The organism is Streptomyces sp. H39-C1, assembly GCF_027158125.1.
Classification (GTDB): Bacteria; Actinomycetota; Actinomycetes; order Streptomycetales; family Streptomycetaceae; genus Actinacidiphila; species Actinacidiphila fildesensis.
Window position 1 is genome coordinate 1 of sequence record NZ_JAPVLS010000006.1, and the last position, 18229, is coordinate 18229.

General features: G+C 71.8%; 13 protein-coding genes. 6 read left to right on the forward strand and 7 right to left on the reverse strand.

From position 1 onward, the window contains the following. From O3W51_RS05770 to moeZ, 6 genes are all read left to right on the forward strand, one after another. Positions 1 to 1030: ATP-binding cassette domain-containing protein (locus O3W51_RS05770; RefSeq protein ID WP_269284274.1), on the forward strand; the 1030-nt coding region annotated here is incomplete at its 5' end. 270 nt (positions 1031 to 1300) lie between these two features. Then, positions 1301 to 3064, forward strand: a complete 1764-nt coding sequence (locus tag O3W51_RS05775) for a DUF3492 domain-containing protein (protein ID WP_198357003.1) — start codon at positions 1301 to 1303, stop codon at positions 3062 to 3064. Beyond that, entirely contained in the window at positions 3061 to 5112 is a 2052-nt protein-coding gene (locus O3W51_RS05780) for a hypothetical protein (RefSeq protein WP_269284277.1), read from the forward strand. Before O3W51_RS05775 ends, O3W51_RS05780 begins: the two co-directional genes overlap by 4 nt. A 79-nt stretch (positions 5113 to 5191) precedes the next feature. Further along, a complete protein-coding gene (locus O3W51_RS05785) occupies positions 5192 to 6103 on the forward strand; it encodes an NAD-dependent epimerase/dehydratase family protein (RefSeq protein WP_138350974.1) in 912 nt (303 codons plus the stop codon). Beyond that, a complete protein-coding gene (locus O3W51_RS05790; protein ID WP_138350973.1) occupies positions 6091 to 6936 on the forward strand; it encodes a spherulation-specific family 4 protein in 846 nt (281 codons plus the stop codon). The genes O3W51_RS05785 and O3W51_RS05790 overlap by 13 nt, the downstream gene beginning before the upstream one ends. Before the next feature lie 110 nt (positions 6937 to 7046). Continuing rightward, positions 7047 to 8225: an adenylyltransferase/sulfurtransferase MoeZ gene (gene moeZ, locus O3W51_RS05795; protein ID WP_138350972.1), complete on the forward strand. Its 1179-nt coding sequence runs from the start codon at positions 7047 to 7049 to the stop codon at positions 8223 to 8225. 71 nt (positions 8226 to 8296) lie between these two features. On the opposite strand, the gene O3W51_RS05800 is transcribed toward moeZ, so the two are convergent. The 7 genes from O3W51_RS05800 to O3W51_RS05830 all read right to left on the reverse strand — a co-directional run bounded on the left by O3W51_RS05800 (position 8297) and on the right by O3W51_RS05830 (position 18212). Continuing rightward, entirely contained in the window at positions 8297 to 9901 is a 1605-nt protein-coding gene (locus O3W51_RS05800; protein ID WP_138350971.1) for an alpha/beta hydrolase, read from the reverse strand. A 101-nt stretch (positions 9902 to 10002) separates the two neighbouring features. After that, positions 10003 to 11082, reverse strand: coding sequence for a hypothetical protein (locus O3W51_RS05805; RefSeq protein ID WP_138350970.1), 1080 nt, complete (start codon positions 11080 to 11082; stop codon positions 10003 to 10005). After that, on the reverse strand, positions 11070 to 11735 hold the full coding sequence (locus O3W51_RS05810; RefSeq protein WP_138350969.1) for a hypothetical protein: 666 nt from the start codon (positions 11733 to 11735) through the stop codon (positions 11070 to 11072). Before O3W51_RS05810 ends, O3W51_RS05805 begins: the two co-directional genes overlap by 13 nt. A gap of 201 nt (positions 11736 to 11936) precedes the next feature. Then, entirely contained in the window at positions 11937 to 13022 is a 1086-nt protein-coding gene (locus O3W51_RS05815) for a phosphotransferase family protein (RefSeq protein WP_138351084.1), read from the reverse strand. A gap of 149 nt (positions 13023 to 13171) precedes the next feature. After that, on the reverse strand, positions 13172 to 14332 hold the full coding sequence (locus O3W51_RS05820; RefSeq protein WP_138350968.1) for a hypothetical protein: 1161 nt from the start codon (positions 14330 to 14332) through the stop codon (positions 13172 to 13174). A 329-nt stretch (positions 14333 to 14661) separates the two neighbouring features. Next, positions 14662 to 15426, reverse strand: coding sequence for a VC0807 family protein (locus O3W51_RS05825; protein ID WP_232484653.1), 765 nt, complete (start codon positions 15424 to 15426; stop codon positions 14662 to 14664). A 182-nt stretch (positions 15427 to 15608) separates the two neighbouring features. Further along, positions 15609 to 18212: a glycosyl hydrolase gene (locus O3W51_RS05830; protein ID WP_198357001.1), complete on the reverse strand. Its 2604-nt coding sequence runs from the start codon at positions 18210 to 18212 to the stop codon at positions 15609 to 15611. Between the last annotated feature and the right edge of the window lie 17 nt (positions 18213 to 18229).

Below are 18229 nucleotides of genomic sequence, written 5' to 3' on the forward strand. Positions count from 1 at the left end.
CCACGACCTGGGTGTCGTGGCCGGCAGCGTCGACGACGTACTCGTCATGCGGAACGGCACCGCCGTCGAACGCGGCGCGGTGAGCGCCGTCCTGGACGACCCGCGCGAGCCCTACACGCGGGCACTGCTCGCGGCGGTGCCGCAGGTGGACGCGGCGCGGCCGGTCGTCCTCGTGAAGCAGCGGACGGGCGACGAACGGAAGGCTGCCGTGGAAGCGCCGCTTCTCGAAGCGGTCGGTCTGCGGCGGGAGTTCGGCAAGCGCCAGGACACCGTGACCGCCGTGGACGGCGTGTCGCTGACCGTCCGGCGCGGCGAGACGCTCGGCATCGTCGGGGAGAGCGGCAGCGGGAAGACCACCCTCGGCCGGATGCTGGTGCGGCTGCTCGACCCCACGGCCGGTGAACTCCGTTACGACGGCCGGGACATCGGCAAGCTCGGCGACAAGGCGCTGCGACCGCTGCGCCGCGAGCTGCAGATGGTCTTCCAGGACCCGGTCTCGTCGCTGAACCCGCGGCGCAGCATCGGCGAGTCGATCGCCGACCCGCTGCGGGCGGCGGGAGAGCTTTCGGACAAGGCGGTCGTCGAGCGGGTGCGGGAACTGCTGGAGCGGGTCGGTCTGGAACCGGACTGGTACCACCGGTACCCGCACGAGTTCAGCGGCGGCCAGCGGCAGCGGGTCGGGATCGCGCGGGCGCTGGCACCGGCCCCGAAGCTGATCGTCTGCGACGAGCCGGTCTCGGCGCTCGACGTGACGACCCAGGCCCAGGTCGTCGCGCTGCTCGGTGAACTGCAGCGTGACCTGGGGCTCTCGCTGGTCTTCATCGCGCACGACCTGGCGGTGGTGCGGCAGGTCAGCGACCGGGTCGCGGTCATGCGCGCCGGGAAGATCGTCGAGGAGGGGCCGGCGGACGCGGTGTACGACTCGCCCCAGCACGCGTACACCAAGGGCCTGCTGGCGGCCGTGCCGGTGCTCGACCCGGTCGAGTCCGCGGTGCGGCGCGCGAGCCGGAAGGGGCTCGCCGAAGTCTGAGAAACGCTTCCCGGGAGTCCGGGGAACGCTTCCTGCCGGAGCGCGGCACGGTCGCGGACAGGGTGAGTGGAGTGTGTTGTTCCGCGCACCCTAAGCGACGACAACGCGTTGTGGTGCGAGAAGTTACGACCGTTCACCCCTTCTGGTGGCGCGGCGGACAACCGTCCGTCGCGCCACTGTCGTACCGGCATACCGTCGTCGCGCCGGGCAGACGTATCCGCCCTCCCGGCCATGCATCCGGCGGACCGGCGAAGGAAGGGGGGCGTACACATGCGCATCGCGTTGCTCACCGAGGGTGGCTACCCGTACGCACGAGGTGAAGGTGGCGCCTGGTGCGACCGGCTCGTGCGCGGGCTTCCGGGCCACGAATTCGAGGTGTACGCGCTCAGCAGGTCCGAGCGGACGGAGGCCGGGGGACGGGTCGAACTGCCGTCGCAGGTACGGCGGGTGCGCAGCGAGCGCCTGTGGGGCGCGCCGCCGGAGGACGACGGCAGCCGCGGCCGGGCGGCCAGCCGGGCGCGCCGCCACCGGTTCCTGCACCACTACCGGGAGCTGGCCGCCGCGCTGGCGGGCGGCGACGAGGGATCCGCCGCGGGCCGCACCGATGACGTCATCGGCGTGTCCGGTGCGGGAGCCGACGGCTACGGAGGTGCCCGGGCGGACCGTTTCGCCTCCGGTCTGTACGGGCTGGCCGAACTCGCCCACGAGGACGGCGGACTGCCCGGGTTGCTCCGGTCCGAGCACGCGCTGCGCGCCCTGGAGGACGCCTGCCGCGCTCCCGGCGTACGACCCCTGCTGGCCACCGTCGGCGTGGCGGACCTGCTCACCGCCGCCGAACTTCTGGAACGCGCCCTGAGACCGCTGTCCGCGCCCTGGTACGAACCGGACGAGCTCGGCGCCGCCGATCTGTGCCACGCCGTCTCCGGCGGTCCCGCGACCCTTCCCGGCCTGCTGGCCAAACGGTTCTTCGGAACGCCGCTCCTGGTCACCGAGTACGGCGTCCGGCTGCGCGAGGCGCTCCTCGCGCACCGCGCCTCCGGCCTCTCCGCCGAAGTCCGCGCGCTCCTCACCGCGTTCCACCGGCTGCTCGCCGGTGAGTCCTACCGCGAGGCGGCCCTGATCACCCCGGGCAGCACCCATGCCCGCCGCTGGCAGGAACGCTGCGGCGCCGACCGCTCCCGGCTGCGGACCGTCTACCCGGGCATGGAGGCCGCCCGCTTCGCCCGCGCCGGCGAAGCCGCGGAAGCGGCCGGCGCGGACGTCCAGGGCGGGCACACCGACCCCACGCTCACCTGGGTCGGCCGCCCGGACCCGGCCAAGGACCTCATCGCGCTCCTGCACGCCTTCGACGCGATACGCACGGCGGAACCGGGCGCACGGCTCCGGATCCTGCACGTCCGCGGCGGCGTCGACTCCTACCTGGCGGGCTGCCGCACGCTGGCCGCCCAGCTCTTCCCCGACGAGGCCCAGGACGCGGTGACGGTCGGCGAGAGCCCCGTCACCTTCGAGGAGATCGGCTCACCCGGCGCACCACAGCTCGCCGACGCGTACGCCTCCGGTGACGTCGTCGTGCTGTCCAGCATCGTCGAGGGCTTCCCGCTGAGCCTCGTCGAGGCGATGTTCTGCGGCCGCGCGACGGTCTCCACCGACGTGGGCGCCGTCCGCGAGGTCATCGGCGGCACGGGGCTCGTCGTACCGCCCCGCAACCCCAAGGCGCTCGCCGACGCCTGCCTCGCGCTGCTGCGCGAGCCCGAGCGCGCCGCCCGGCTCGGCGCCGCCGCGCGCGAGCGGGCGCTCGAACTCTTCACCGTCGAGCGGTGCGTGGGCGCGTTCCGCGAGATCTATCTGGAGCTCGTCGCGCACTGTCCGGTGCGCCGCGAGCCGCTGCTCGACACCGACGGCGTGCCGCGCCCGTTCTCCGAGCCCGCCGAGGCCCATGTCCCCGGCCGCCTCACGCCCGTGCTGCCCGCCCCCACCTGGGCCCGCCGCCCGCAACCCGCGGGCTTCCCGTTCCCGGGAGGTGACCTCGCATGACCGCGACCCGAGGCTCCGCGCAGGCCGCCCTCCTCGCCCGCATCCTCTCCGACGTCCCCACCGACCCGACCCCGCCCAACGAGACCGTCCCAGGCGCCGACCTCCTCCCCCCGGCCTTCCGCCGGGCGGCCTCCGGCCCGGTGGATGATTCCGCGACCGCCGCGGAAGAGGTCCTGACCGACGGCACCGACGGCACCGACGGCACCGACGGCACCGACGGCGTCGACCGCCCGGCCGGCGGTCGGGCCGGTGACCCGGCTCCGGCCCCGGAGTCCGAGCCGGAGCGCGAACCGGAGCCGGAGCAGGAGGACGGCATCGCGACGGCCGAAGCCGCAGCCGAGGGCCTGAGCGGCTGCGTGGGTCCTTCCGACGAGGCGGATCCCGCCGCGGCCCCGGACCGCGTGAACGCGGACGACACCATCGCGTGGCCGGAACACGAAGCCGCCGCCGAAGCCGCCTCCGGGGCGGAGCCGCTCATGGAGGCGCCCAGCCGCGGACTCGACGCGGCGGGCGACATCCGTGCGCGGGTCGTGGCGGCCCTGGGCTACGGCCCGGGAACGGACGGCCGCACGCCTCTGGCGGAGCCGGCTGTGGAGGGCGGGGTGTTGTTCTCGGGGGCGCGGCCCAGCCTGGCGGAGGCGGCTGCGGACGACCGGGTGTTGCTCTCGGGGGCGCGGCCGGGGCCGGTTCTGCCGGTCGGTGGCGGTGGGGTTCCCGCCTCGGCGGCGGGTCCGAGTGGCCGGGATACCGGTGGGTCGCACGCGCCGGAGTTGCCCGTCGTTGGCGGGGGTTCGTACCGCCCGGTGGAGGCGGCTGCGGACGACCGGGTCCTGCTGTCGGAGTTGCAGCCCGAGCTGATCCTGCCGGTCGGTGAGGGCGGGGGTCTCGCCTCGGCGGCGGGTCCGGGCGCCCGGGATGGTGTCCTGCCGGATCGCGACTCCGAACCCGCCGGGAGGGCCTCGGTGGCGCGGCGGCGGGGGCCTGCTGATCCGGTGCGTGGGGTGATGCACCGGCATGAGGAGTTGTGCGCCGGGGCGGTGGATGTGCTGGAGATCGCCGCAGGGCTGGAGGCGCACGGTGTCACCGACCGGGTGGCGGGACGGTTCCGGCACCGGGACGTGTTCTCGCTCGCGGACGAGTTGTACGCCCGCGTCCCGCACGGCGCCGCGGGGGAGCGGGCCGGCGGGCAGCGGGTGGCGGCGCGGGTCGGACCGGTACGGGTCGGGCTGCTGCATGTGGTGCCCGGCGCGGGCTGCGCCGCGGCGGCCGCGTTCGTGGTGCGGTCGCCCGCCGTCGGCGCGGTGATCGCCCTGCTCGTCGCGCTGGCCACCTGGGCGGCGCTGCGACGCGGCCCGCTGCGTACCGCGAGCGCCGGCGGGGCGCTCTCGGGCGGGTGGCTGCTGGCGTTCGCGCTGTGCGGCGGTCCGCTGCTGACGAGCCTGCTCGGCGCGCCGTTCGACCCGCCCGCCGGCGGCCCGTTCGTGGCGCTGGCCCTCACCCTGGCGCCCGCCGCGTGGTGCGCCCACCGGTTCGCGCTGCGGGCGCGGGCCGAACTCACGCCGAGCCGCGGGCTCGGGGAGTTCGCCGCCCGGGTGCGCCCGCTGCTCGCCGGCACCCTCGTGCTGTATCTCGCGGTGTTGCTCGCCCTCCTGTGGGCCGCCGCCGCGCTGGCCGGTCCCGCCGGTGTCGCCGGGGCGGGCGCCCTCGGGATGCTGCTGTTCACCGCCCGGCTGCTCGCGGTGCACGGCTTCACGAGGGCGGCCGCGTGGGGGACCGGCGCGCCGGCCGCGGCCGAGGGAGCCGCGCTCGGCGCAGCCGTACTGCACCACGTGCCGGGCCTGGCCGCCGTCTCGGCCCCGGTCGAGTGGCTCGGCCCGGCGGCGATACCCGTCCTGGCCTGCGGCTGCGCCGCCACAGTCCTCGTAGTGCATGCCTTCCGCGCCCTCACCCGGGCCTCGGCGCACGGCACCGGTGCCCGCACGGGCACCCCCGCCGCCACCCACCCCCGTACGACAGACCTCCGCAACACCAACCAGGAGAAACGTTGATCACGCACCGAACGACCTCGCTCCGCCCACCGCGCGGGACAGCGCACCGGCAAGGACACCGGGTGGGGGGTGTCGGCCGATGAGAGTGCTGCTGCTTGGAGCCGATGGATTCCTGGGCCGGCACGTGGCCGAACGGCTGCTCGCCGACCCCGCCGTACAGCTGACCGCGCTGGGGCGCAGCGACGACGCCGATGTGCGGTTCGACCTGGCGAGCGGGGCGCCGGGAGCGCTGGCGCGGTTCCTGGACGCCGTGCACCCGGGCGTCGTCGTCAACTGCGCGGGCGCGACCCGCGGCGGGGCCCGGGACCTGACCCGGCACAACACGGTGGCGGTGGCGACCGTGTGCGAGGCGATGCGGCGCAGCAGCACCGGCGCGCGCCTGGTCCAGGTGGGCTGCGCCGCCGAATACGGTCCTTCGCCGGTCGGCGCGTCCACCGCCGAGGACGCGGTGCCGCGGCCGGGCGGCCCGTACGGGGTGAGCAAGCTCGCCGCGTCCGAGCTGGTGCTGGGCTCGGGTCTCGACGCGGTGGTGCTGCGGGTGTTCAGCCCGGTCGGCCCCGGCACGCCGACGAGTTCACCGCTGGGGCGGGTGGCCGAGGCGCTGCGCCGGGCGATGCAGAGCGGGGACGGCGAGCTGAAGCTCGGCGGGCTCGCCGTGCAGCGCGACTTCATCGACGTCCGTGACGTCTCGCGGGCGGTGCACGCGGCGTCGCTGTCGGCCGCGCAGGGCCTGGTGAACATCGGCTCCGGCCGGGCCGTACGGATGCGCGACATGGCGGCCGGGCTCGCGCATGTCGCGGGCTACGACGGCACCCTCCACGAGCTGGACGAGCCGCAGGTCGCGCCCGGCCCGCCCCCGTACCCCGACGGCTGCGGCATCTGGCAGCAGGCGGATGTGCGGACGGCCCGTGACCGGCTGGGCTGGCGGCCCCGCATCGGCCTCGAGGAATCGCTGGCCGACGTCTGGATGGAGGCGGCATGTCGCGTCTGACGCCGCCGCACTTCTGGGGTGCGGGGCTGCGCGACCGCTCCGGCGGGGCCGGCCCGGGAGCGGGCGGCCAGGCCCGTTCCGACCGGCTCGGCTTCGGCGTCCCGGTGAACGCGCACCCGCTGGTCGCACCGGCCGAGTGGGGTGAACTCGCCCGCCCGGGAACCCCGTTGCACTGGGTGGTGCTGAACGTGGCGCGCGGCCCCGGCACCCGGCCCGACCCGCTGTACACGGAGGCGGTGGCGCGGCTCCGGGAGAGCGGGGTGCCGGTCCTCGGTCATCTGGACGCCGGGCTCGGCGCCCGGCCGTTCGGCGCGCTCGTCTCGGACGCCTCCCACTACCTGGACTGGTACCGGGTGGACGGCTTCTACCTGGACCGCGCGCCGACGGAGCGTTCCGCGCTGAACGAGTGCCGCCGGGTGACGACGACGCTGCGGGCACTGCTGGCGGGGGACGACGGGGACAGCGCTGACAGTGATAGTGGCGACGGTGGTGACGGGCACATCGTGCTGGGGCACGGCATGCATCCGTATCCCGGGTACGCCGAGATCGCCGACCAGCTGGTGACGTTCTCCGGCCCCTGGACCCGGTACCGCTGGTCCGAGGCCCCGCAGTGGACGGCCGCGTACCCGCCGGAGCGCTTCGCGCACCTCGTCCACGGAGTGCCGCGGTCGCATCTGGTGACGGCGATGCGGATCGCCCGCTGGCAGGGCGCCGCCACCGTCTGCTTCACGGACCGCACCGACCGGGACGGCACCGACCCGTGGGAGGGGCTGGCCGGCTACTGGGACGAATCGGTGCGAACGTTACGAAAGCAGCCGCCGCCCAGTATCTGATCCCCTTCGGTCTCGCTCCTCGGACCGGGTGTCTCGGAATGAAGACCGGCGTGGCAGTGTTACGGAGAGAACCACCCGTACACCCGTATGCCTACCGATCCGGAGTCCCCGTGTCGCTGCCACCCCTGGTCGAGCCGGCTGCCGAGCTCACCGTCGACGAGGTCCGCAGGTACTCGCGCCACCTGATCATCCCCGATGTGGGGATGGACGGACAGAAGCGGCTGAAGAACGCCAAGGTGCTGTGTGTCGGCGCCGGCGGCCTCGGCTCGCCGGCCCTGATGTACCTGGCCGCCGCCGGTGTCGGCACGCTCGGCATCGTGGAGTTCGACGAGGTCGACGAGTCGAACCTGCAGCGCCAGATCATCCACAGCCAGGCGGACATCGGCCGTTCCAAGGCCCAGTCCGCGCGCGATTCCGTCCTCGGCATCAACCCGTACGTGAATGTCGTTCTCCACGAGGAGCGCCTCGAGGCCGAGAACGTCATGGAGATCTTCTCCCAGTACGACCTGATCGTCGACGGCACGGACAACTTCGCGACCCGCTACCTGGTCAACGACGCGTGCGTGCTTCTGGACAAGCCCTACGTCTGGGGCTCGATCTACCGCTTCGACGGGCAGGCGTCCGTCTTCTGGAGCGAGCACGGCCCGTGCTACCGCTGCCTCTACCCGGAGCCCCCGCCCCCCGGCATGGTCCCCTCCTGCGCCGAGGGCGGCGTGCTGGGCGTGCTCTGCGCGTCCATCGGGTCGATCCAGGTCACCGAGGCGATCAAGCTGCTCGCCGGTATCGGCGACCCGCTGGTCGGCCGTCTGATGATCTACGACGCGCTGGAGATGACCTACCGCCAGGTCAAGGTCCGCAAGGACCCGGAGTGCGCGGTCTGCGGTGAGAACCCGACCGTCACCGAGCTGATCGACTACGAGGCCTTCTGCGGCGTCGTCTCCGAGGAGGCCCAGGAGGCCGCCGCGGGTTCGACGATCACGCCGAAGCAGCTCAAGGAGTGGATCGACGACGGCGAGAACATCGAGATCATCGATGTCCGCGAGCCGAACGAGTACGAGATCGTCTCCATCCCGGGCGCCAAGCTCATCCCCAAGGGCGAGTTCCTGATGGGCACCGCCCTGCAGAACCTGCCCCAGGACAAGCGCATCGTCCTGCACTGCAAGACGGGCGTCCGCTCCGCGGAAGTCCTCGCCGTCCTGAAGTCCGCGGGCTTCTCGGACGCGGTGCACGTCGGTGGCGGCGTCATCGGCTGGGTACACACGGTCGAGCCGCACAAGCCGGTCTACTAGCGGTATCGCTGGTCGCGCATATGTTGAGGGCCCGCACACCGGAAACGGTGTGCGGGCCCTCACATGCGTGATCAGGAGCAGGTCGTGCCCTTCGCGGGGACCGTTCCCTCCAGCAGGTAGGCGTTGACGGTCTCCGTCATGCAGGTGTTGCCGCTGTTGTACGCGCCGTGGCCCTCGCCCTTGTAGGTGATCTCGATCCCGACGTCCGGGCCGAGCCCGGCTGCCATCTTCCCGGCGCCCTCGTACGGCGTGGCCGGGTCGCCGGTGTTGCCGATGACGAGCATCGGCGCCGCGCCCGGGGCGCTGACGTCAGGCGTCTGCCAGTTGCCCGGTACCGGCCAGCCGGTGCAGGCCGGGAGGCTCCAGGCCAGGAACTCGCCGAAGATGGCGGAGGCCTGACGGAACGCGGGCAGCTTCTCGCGCACCTGCTCCTGGGTGTAACGCTGCTTGGCGTCGGCGCAGTTGACCGCCGTGTTGGCCGGCATCAGGTTGTTGTACCGGCCGTTCTGGTCCCGGCCGGCGAACGAGTCGGCGAAGGCGAGCAGCAGATTGCCGCTGCCCGTCGCCTTGGCCTCCTTGAGCGCCATGGTCAGGTACTTCCAGTCGTCCTTGGAGTACAGCGTGGCGGCGATCCCGTTCGTCGCGATGGTCTGGGTGACCTTGCGGCCGTCGTCGGTCGGCAGCGGCTTCCCGTCGAGCTTCGCCAGGAACGCGGAGATCCACTGGTCGCCGGCCTGCCGGCTGCGGCCGGCCGGGCAGTTGGCGGTGTTCTTCGCGCAGTCCGTCAGGTAGTTGTCCAGCGCGAGCTGGAAGCCCTTCGCCTGGCCGATGCCGGCCTGCTCCGGGTCGAGCGTCGGGTCGACCACCCCGTCGAGGACCGCGCGGCCCACCGTGCCCGGGAACAGATGGGCGTAGACGCCGCCGAGCTCCGTGCCGTATGAGATGCCGAAGTAGTGCAACTGTTTGTCACCCAGCACCTGGCGCATCAGATCCATGTCGCGGGCGGCACTGATCGTGTCGACGTGCGGCAGCACGTCGCCCGAGTTCTGCACGCAGGCCGCGACCAGCTTCCGCAGATCTGCCTGCTGCGCCTGTACCTCGTCGGGTGTGTCCGGGGTCCCGTCGATCTGCCGCGAGACGTCCGTGGCCCGGTCGTCCAGGCACTTCACGCCCTGGCTCTCGCCGACGCCGCGCGGATCGAAGCTCACCAGGTCGTAGCGCGACCGCAGCTTCTCGTAGTCCTTCCCGAACGACGGCAGCGCGGCCACGCCCGACCCGCCGGGGCCGCCGAAGTTGAACACCAGCGACCCGATCCGGCCGCTGCCGGTGGCCTTGGCGCGGATCATCGCGAGACCGATGGTCGGCCCGTCCGGCTTCGCGTAGTCCAGCGGCGCCTTGAGCGTCGAGCACTGCCATTCGCTCCCGGGCGCCTTGCCGTCCGTGCCCTGCGCCACACTCGGCGCCGGGCACCGCCGCCAGCTCAGCTTCTGCCCGGTCAGCGACCCGGGCAGCGCGCCCGGCGCGCCGGCCGGCGGCGTGCTGCCTGTCACGGAGGCCGTAGCCGCGGGCTTGTCGTCCGCGGCCTTCGAGTCCCCGCCCCCGCACCCCGCCGCCCCCAGCGCGATGACCAACGCGACACCCACCACCGCGTCCCGCCGCACCCGTACGTTGCTCATGGATCTCCCACCCGTCGTTCCCAATGCGCGGATGATCCCATACAGGCGGATAGGTCTGCTTGCGGTTGCGGCACGGCGGTGGGTGGCGGCGGGGCGGACGATCAGCGGACGACGCTCTGGATCTCGCGGACGGTGACGGCCTTCGGCTCGTTGATGACGCCGTTGGGCAGCCCGGTCGGCACACCGCCGTCGGAGCCGACCCAACTGACCTTCCACGTCGCGGTGACATTGAGCTGGTACGCCCCGGAGTGCTCCGTCGAACGGAGATACGTGACGCCGCAGGGCGGATTGCCGGTCGCTCCCCTGGCGTACGCGGCGCCCACCTTGCCGTCCGGGGCGATCGGGCACTCACCCGAAGCGGGGAACACGGTGGCATCGGACGTACCGGGCTCGATCCGCACACTGCTCGCCTGCGCGGTGGTCTCCGCCCAGATCTCCTGGCCGCCGCCGAGGTTCACGGACGCGCGGACCTTCACCGGCGTGTACTTCTCCCGCAGCCACACCCACGTCGGCAGGTTGACCGTCTGCGTTGTCGTCGGGCTCATGGTGATGGTCACGCCCGGGAGACGCGTGCTCGCGAAGGCGAGTTTGGAGAGCATCTCCGGGGTGATGACGTGCCTCGTCGCGCCCGGCGGCCGCTCGCCGTTCGGCACCCACAGCGGATTCTGGTCGTTGCACGACATCTGGTCGAACGCGCTGGCGGCGGGGTTGGTGGACACGGCCCACCACTGGCCCTTGCCCTCCTGCTCGATGTTGAAGTCCTTGTAGCCCTTGACGCCGGGGTAGTCGTAGCCGTCCTGGTAGTGCGCGAGGTCCATGCCCATGGCGGTGGAGAAGCTGCCGTGGACGTTGGGGGACTGCTCCTTGTAGCTCTTGGTGTACTCGTCCTTGAACTGCTGGGCGCTGTACTTGGGCCCGAACCAGCAAGGCGGCGGCGTCCAGGACGTATCGACCGAGGCGATCCGCTTGCGGCCGGGGTCGGTGGCGCCGGGTGTCACGGGAACCACCGAGTATCCGGCGGCGGCGTTGAGGTTGCGGGTGTCGTTGCCACCCGACACATGTGTCTTCGGCGGAATGGGAATCGTGTCGTTGGCGTAGCTCGTTCCCGCCGCGGAAACGACGGTGACGGCAGCGAGGGCCAGCGCCCGGCGCAGCGGTATCGAGCCACCTATTGCTTGCACTGCAGGGCACTCTCCTTCACTTCGATGGATGCCGCCTGCCACAGATCGACGTTGGGCCTGAACTTGATCAGGACGATGTCGTAGAACCTGTAGCTCTCATTGTTCTCCGGGGTGACGGCGACCTTTCCGGTCGGGATCGCCTTGCTGTACAGCTTGGCCTGGTTGTTGCAGAAGGTGACCTCGGCGGAAGTCTTGTTGGCCGCGACCTTGATGACGGGACGGTAGTAGTGGTCGGTGCCGGTGAGCGTGCTCTTGGCGTCCACATGGCGCTGGACATAGCTCTTGCCGTACACGAGCGCGCTGTCCGTCGCGTAATTGGCCAGGCCGCTCTTCGTCACGCTCTGCTTCACGACTCCGTGCACCAGTGACTGCATGAAGTTCGCCGTGGCGGCCAATGCGACCGCCTGCGTGTGGTCCGACGGCCTCGGCCAGTCGAAATTCAGCTTCAGGTCGGCGGGTAGTGCCAGGCTCGGGTCGATCGTCAACGGGGCGGCGGTCGGCGCGGCAGTGGTCGCGGCGGTGGACGGTGCGGTCGTCGGGACGCCGTCGATCGTGTCGGACGTGCCGTCGGATCCGCCCCCGCCGCAGGCGGTGAGCAGCAGGGCGGTCGCCGTCGCGAGGGCGGCGGCGGTGAGCGCTGTGGGGGCTCGCATAAAAGTGAAGGGCTCCCGGTCGGTGGGTGGGCACCGTCGGGTCAGCTCGCTGTACGTCCCCGTGGTCCCCGTACGTAGGACGTACGACGTTACCCAAGTCACGCGGGGGGATCGAGGGAGGGTCTGTGCCTAATACGTCACGTTCATGTCACTGCCGGCGAGCGGGTCGCGGGGGCCCGGCCGGACGGGCCCCCGTGACCGTCACCAGTAGCGGTTCTCGATCATCGCCTCCAGGGAGGTGCGGTGCATGATCAGGTCGTCCGGGTCGCTGGGGAGGGGGCGTTCGCCGAAGTGGATCTGGCGGTAGCCGATGCGGAGCATGACGTTGGCGTGCCGGAGGGCCGCGTACAGGGTGTGGAAGTCCAGGTCGCGGGGGGTGTGGCCGGTGGCGTCGCGGTAGCGGTCGGCGATGGCGTCGCGGGTCATGAAGCCGGGGAGGCCCGGGTAGCCGGTCTGTTCCGTCAGGTCCTGGAAGAAGCGGTGGAGGTAGATCATCCAGCCGAGGTCGAGCTCACGGGGGCCGAGGGCGGCCATCTCCCAGTCGAGGACGGCGACAGGGTCGAAGCCCGCGTAGAGGATGTTGCCGATGCGGGCGTCGCCCCAGCTCAGGACGGTGGGGCCGGGGTCGTCCGGCCACAGTTCGTCGAGCCGGTCGAAGGCGCGCTCGATGAGCGGGGAGCGGGGGCGGCCGTCGACGACCCAGTGGTAGTACTCGCGTTGGGCCGTCACATGGTCGCGCAGGGCGTCGCCGGAGGGCCCGGCCAGGAACGCGACCGGTTCCACCGGGACGGTGTGCAGCTCGGCCAGGACGTCGACGGTGGAGCGCTGGAGGTGCTCGCGGTCGGCGGGTTCGGCTTCGTAGAGCCAATTGTCGCCGTAGGTGTACGGCATGACGTCGGGCGGTACGCGGCCCTCGACGCGTTCCATGACGAAGAACGGCGCGCCGAGCGGGTCCGGGTCGGTCTCCAGCCACAGCAGGGCCGGGAGCGGGGTCTTGCTGTGCTGGGCGACGGCCTGGATGGTGCGGTACTGGCGCTCCATGTCGTACACGGGGAAGGCCGCGTACGCGTCGGGGTCCGCGGCCAGCCGCAGGACGCAGGGGCGCAGCTGCTGGCGGGCGGTGCCGGCCCGGTGCGGCACCGCGAGGTCGAACAGAACGGTCTCGCTGGACATGCCGTTGGAGGACGGGACGTGGAAGGTGCGGGTGTGCGCGCCGGGTTCGCGGGCGTGCAGCCAGGCGTCGAGCCGCTGCCGGAGGAGCTGGGGATCGCGGGTGCTGGTGGTCATGTGCGGTGCGGGGGGTGGGGTCGGGCTCGACACGGGTCCTCCTTGCGGGCCTTGCCGGACAGGGCTTCGGCTACTCCCCATTCCTTGCCGGAATCGGCGGGGAGTACGCGGGGCTGCTCCAAAGGGCTACGAGCCGTGGGCTGACAGGGTTACGGCGCCACCGAGTCGAAGCCGGTGAACCCGCTCGGGTCGTGCCGCCCGAAGCTGCCGTGCTCGAAGATGCCGTAGCCGGTGGCGCCGTCCCAGGTGAAGCGGGCCGCGTGGTCGATGACGCCGTACGCCGCCAGGCCCAGGCCCGCCGGGTCCGCCAGGTCGTACGTGCGGCGGTCCAGCCAGCCGCGGCCCTTCCACTCGCCGTGCTGCCAGTCGTCGGCCGGCGGGTAGCCGGCGCCGACCGCGAGCGGGCTGCCGCCCAGCAGTTCGACGTGGATCTCGATCGGCTTGCGGTCGGCTCCGGTGAGGTGGATGACGGCCGACTCGGGGTGCCGGCTGCCGGAGCGGTACGTGATGTCGACGTGGGCGCGCCCGAGTTGCTCGTCGGGGCGGCCGGCGTCCGCGGGGTGTACGAGGACGGCGCTGTCGAGGGTGCGGTAGCCGTCGGCGTCCTCCTGGAGGATCACCATGACGAAGCGGTCCTCGAAGCGGATCGGGATCCACAGCCAGTGGAAGCCCTCGGCACGGAACTCCTCGGCGGCCCGGCCGGGCGCCTCGCCGGGGATGGGGCGGACGCCCCAGCTGCGGTCGCGGGTGGCGGTGAAGCGGCCGCGTTCCACGGTGATCTCCTGGCCGCCGGCGCGGATCACGCCGTGGCAGCTGCCGGCCTGGCAGAACCGGTTGGCTTCGAGGAAGAGCCGGTCGCCGGTGTACTGGATGTGGTGCGGCTCCTCGACGGCCGGGAAGTCCGCCTCCCAGACCAGGTCGAAGGAGAGGCTCGAAGCCTCGTCGCCGTCCGGGTCCGCGCCGTCCGGGTCCGGTTCCTGCGGTTCGCACACCAGCCGCAGCCGTTTGAGCGGTTCCTGGACCTCGATCCGCAGCGGTCCGACCTGCTGCCGCATCCGGTCCTCGCCGAGCGCGTCCGAGGCTCTGACGGCGATGAGCCGGTCGCCCTGGAGCAGCGTCGCGTAGGCGTCGGTGACGCCGAGGTTCGGGTAGACGCCGAGGCCGGTGATGAGCAGCGCCCGGCCCTCGTGGTCGAAGACCTGGAAGATCGACCGGTCGTAGGCGTTGCGGTCACCGCTGGCGACATGGCGCATGGATCGGGCGATCTGGTGCACGGGGTACTCGTCCAGCGGAACGGGGCGTTGGGGCACGGCCGTCTCCTCCTCCTCGGTCTCCTCGGTGTCGAGAATTCCCTGACGGTACGTCAGTTATGGAGGCCGGGCCTAGATCCGTGCACGTATCACTCGGATTTCGGGCCGTACGCGGCGGCGAGCGCGGCGAACGACTCCTTCGGCTCCCACGCCAGGTCCGGATGGGCCGTTCCACGGCCCGACGGCAGCATCCTGACCACGCCGTACGCGGCCGGATCGAGGTCATGGCGCGGGCCGGGGGAGGCGGCGGGGGAGAAGCCCGTGTCGTAGTTGATGCCCTTGGCGCGCAGGGGAGTTCCTTCCGGAGGCGAGAGGGGGAGCGACGTGTGTCAGGCCGCGACGGTCTCCGTCGCCATGGCACTCGCCTCCGACGCGGCGCCTTCGTCGGCCGCCTTCACCTCGCCCGCGATCATCCGCTCGATCGGGTTGGTGGCGATGCCGCCGACCACCGCGGCGAGGAGGACGGACGCGATCAGCAGGACGGTCGACAGCCAGACCATGGTGGAGACCGGGAGGATGAAGGCCAGCACGATCCGCGCGACGCACTCGCTCAGCATGGAGACGCCCCAGATCGTGCTGAACAGCAGCTCCGCCCGCCGGAAGCGGGCGCTTCCGGCCGACAGCCGGTCCCAGGCGAGGATGTTGGCGGCCTTGCCCTTCGTCATGAACGGCTTCAGGCCGACCGACATCAGCCGCTTCCCGGTGGCGGCCGCGATCAGTACGGAGATCCCCACCACGCTGCTGAGCGCCGAGTCCTTGACGATCATCAGCCGTGCGTCGCCGGTGACGAAGCTGAGGACGATTCCCACCAGGTTGACCACCAGCATGATGCCGGCGAGCCCGTTGAACGACCGGTCCCGGGCCGCCGCGACGACGGTGCGGACAGCGGGGACGATGCTGCTCAGCATGAGCGACGCGACCAGGCCGACGCCGAAGCCGTTGTGCAGCAGGTAGTACGAACCGAGCGGCACGGCGATGTCGAGGACGAGCGGCTTCAGCATCGTGACCAGCGGGTTGGACTCCTGCTCGGTCTCAGCGGCCTTGCTCTGCGTCTGCGTCCGCGTCTCCTGCTGCACCTGCTGGACCTGCGTCATGTCCGGGCTCCTCCGTGAGAACTTCTGGTAGGAAGAGCTTCGCGCGGAGGGTGGTGCGCTCGGCAGAGCTGGATCTCCAGGCTTCGGCAGTACAAATGTCCTGGCCGGATCGCGGCGATCCGGCCAGGACATCCGTTACTTCCGTGGAGACGGCCGCGCCGTCGGATGCGCGGGCCGCACCGTCACCTCAGATCGATCGAGAAGATGCCGCGGCCGTGCGTCGCCGCGTACAGGCGCCCGTCGGGGCCCGTCCTGATCTGCAGGACGGCCACGGCGGGAAGGTGCCCCACGCGCTTCCAGCCGGTGCCGCCGGGTGCCCGGTAGATGACGCCCAGGTCGGTCGCGAGTACCAGGCCGCCGCCCGGGAGGGCGACGATGGAGTCGGACGGCACGTCGGGCATGTTCGACGAGATGTCCTTCCACGTGGTGCCGCCGTCCGTGGACTCGAAGACATGGCCGACACCGGCACCGGGACCTTCGGTCCAGTGCCGGGAGAAGCCATTGACCGCGAGGTACACGTGGTCGGCGTTCCTCGGGTCGATGGCGAAGCCGGAAAGGTATCGGTTGGGTACGGTGCCGTCCGCCCCGGTCGCGGGGAGGTCGATCTGGTGCCAGCCGGTGCCGTCCGCGTTGCCGACGGCGATGCCGCGCGTGAAACCCTGGTTGTTGCAGGGGCCGCACCACGCCGCGTAGACCTTGCCGCCGGAAGCGGCCACCGCGGTGGCGGTGTGGCCCTCTCCGAGGTCGAAGGCGTTGGTCCACTCGCCGGAGCTGCGGATCGCGTAGCCGTGGCTCTGCGTCCAGACGTGCCGGCCGCCGGCCACCCAGGCGTTGCTGTTCCTGATGTCCGCCGCGAGCGGGGCGATGAAGCGGGCCTCCCCGGTGGCGTTGTCGGCCGGGGCGACGGAGTACGAGGTGGCCTTCGTCGGGTCGGTGGTCCATGAGCCGTCGTTCACGGCACAGTTCTGGGTGACCTGAACCGCCAGATAGACGTATTCCTGGGCGATGTTGCAGCCGTTGGCCGGGTCGGTGATCGTGTCGGCGCCGTCGCCGCCGAAGTTGGAGCCCATGACGGTGTCGTGCGGACGCAGAACGGACTGCCCGTTGTCCTGCAGGCCGCCGTTGACCGCCACCCCGCGGAAGGCCGGGTCCTTGCCGATGCCCACCGAGTAGTACTGCAGGGTGTCGATGGTGCCGTCATTGAGCGAGGCCCAGTCCGTGGCATGACCGGACGAGTCCTGCGCGCCGTTCACCGGGCGGCGGTAGACGCCACCGTCGTTGCCCGCGTAGAAGTACGTTCTGCCGTGGTAGCTGCCGATGGCGGCCGCGTGCTGGTCCGGGTGGACGGTCTGGCTGCAGGCGCCGGTCTGCCGGGACGGATCAATGCTCCAGCAGGGGAAGTTGAAGTTCCAGTACGGTCCGACGGCCGACCAGGTCGCACCGGCGTTCGTCGTCTCGAAGACCTCTTCCAGACCGGCGTAGAGGTGGTCCGCGTTGTGGGGGTCCACCTGCAGAAACTGGTTGTACCAGGCCTGCACGCCCGGCATGAAGCCACTGCTGTTCAGCGCCGATCCGGCGGCGCTGAGGGTCGGATAGTCCGCGATCCGGGTCCACGGACCCAGCGGAGAGCCGGACTTGGAGGTGTAGATCCCCGCCAGCGAGCTGTCCGGATTGGCGGCCTGCTGAGCGGGGGACTGGTCGATGGCGTAGTAGCGCGAACCGTCGGCCGAGCGGGCGAAGGTGACGTTGCCGACGTCGGTCGCGGCGGTCGGCAGATCGCCGAGTGACGTGACGCGTTGCCAGCTCCCGCCGGTCTTCGCGTAGAAGCCGTTGTACGTGTCGCCGCTGCGCCAGCCGACGGCGAGGACCACCCGCGAGGGATGCTTCGGGTCGATCGCGACGTCGTTGGCGATGTTCTTGTACGGCGCGGACGGGTCGTTCGCCTGCGAACCTCCGGGCAGGAAGTCCGGATTGGGGGCGAACTCCAGTTTCCAGGGGCCGCCGGTGTGGCTGACGGAGTGGCTCCACACGCCGCGGCTCGTCGACGCCCACACCGTGTCGCCGCCGAAGCGCAGGGTGTGGACGGTGGTGTTGTCCAGTTCCTTGCCGCCGACCCGGCTGTACGCCGAGAACGTGCCGTGCCGCGGATCGGACAGCAGGTACACACCGCTGCCGAGGTAGGCGTCCGCGTTGGTCGTCGCCTCGCCGGTGCCCAGCCAGAGCCTGCCCGCGCTGTCCAGCGCGAGTGCCCCGGTGGCCTGGGCGGGCAGGGCGTCGCTGATGGCCTGCCAGTTGCCGCCGCCGGTACGGGATCTCCACACCCCGCCGCCCGCACTGCCCTCGTAGACATAGCCGGCGTTGTCGGCGACCAGGGCCGCGGTGCGGCCGGTGACGTTGCCGGCGCCGCCACTGGAGTTGGAGTCGATGTCGCGGTAGCGCGGATCGTCGGCGTTGTAGACGAGACCGGTGTCGTGCCGCCAGGTCCCGCCCGTGTTCGGGAGGGCGTTGAGGGCCGCCCAGGCGGCACCGTACGCGCCGGGCTGGATGACGCCGGGGGAGGTGCGGGCCTCGGCGAACTGATCCGCACCCTCGGCTATCTCGTCGGCCTCACCGCCCTCGTCGCCGTCGGTGGCGGCCGTGGCGGCACGTGCGAGGGTGCTGGTGACGGAGTGCGGTCTGGGGCTGCCGTGGCCGGGTGCGGCTCCGGCGGGTACCGCGATGAGCGCGGCTGTCGCGGTGATGGCGCAGATCGTGAGCCATCGCCTCTTGCGGGTTGGTGCCGACATCAGTTCCTCCCCGGTGG

Coding starts and splice junctions, on each gene's coding strand:
- O3W51_RS05775 (WP_198357003.1), top strand. CDS start 1,301: ATGCGCATCGCGTTGCTCACCGAGGGTGGCTACCCGTACGCACGAGGT.
- O3W51_RS05780 (WP_269284277.1), top strand. CDS start 3,061: ATGACCGCGACCCGAGGCTCCGCGCAGGCCGCCCTCCTCGCCCGCATC.
- O3W51_RS05785 (WP_138350974.1), top strand. CDS start 5,192: ATGAGAGTGCTGCTGCTTGGAGCCGATGGATTCCTGGGCCGGCACGTG.
- O3W51_RS05790 (WP_138350973.1), top strand. CDS start 6,091: ATGTCGCGTCTGACGCCGCCGCACTTCTGGGGTGCGGGGCTGCGCGAC.
- O3W51_RS05800 (WP_138350971.1), bottom strand. CDS start 9,901: ATGAGCAACGTACGGGTGCGGCGGGACGCGGTGGTGGGTGTCGCGTTG.
- O3W51_RS05810 (WP_138350969.1), bottom strand. CDS start 11,735: ATGCGAGCCCCCACAGCGCTCACCGCCGCCGCCCTCGCGACGGCGACC.
- O3W51_RS05815 (WP_138351084.1), bottom strand. CDS start 13,022: ATGACCACCAGCACCCGCGATCCCCAGCTCCTCCGGCAGCGGCTCGAC.
- O3W51_RS05825 (WP_232484653.1), bottom strand. CDS start 15,426: ATGACGCAGGTCCAGCAGGTGCAGCAGGAGACGCGGACGCAGACGCAG.
- O3W51_RS05830 (WP_198357001.1), bottom strand. CDS start 18,212: ATGTCGGCACCAACCCGCAAGAGGCGATGGCTCACGATCTGCGCCATC.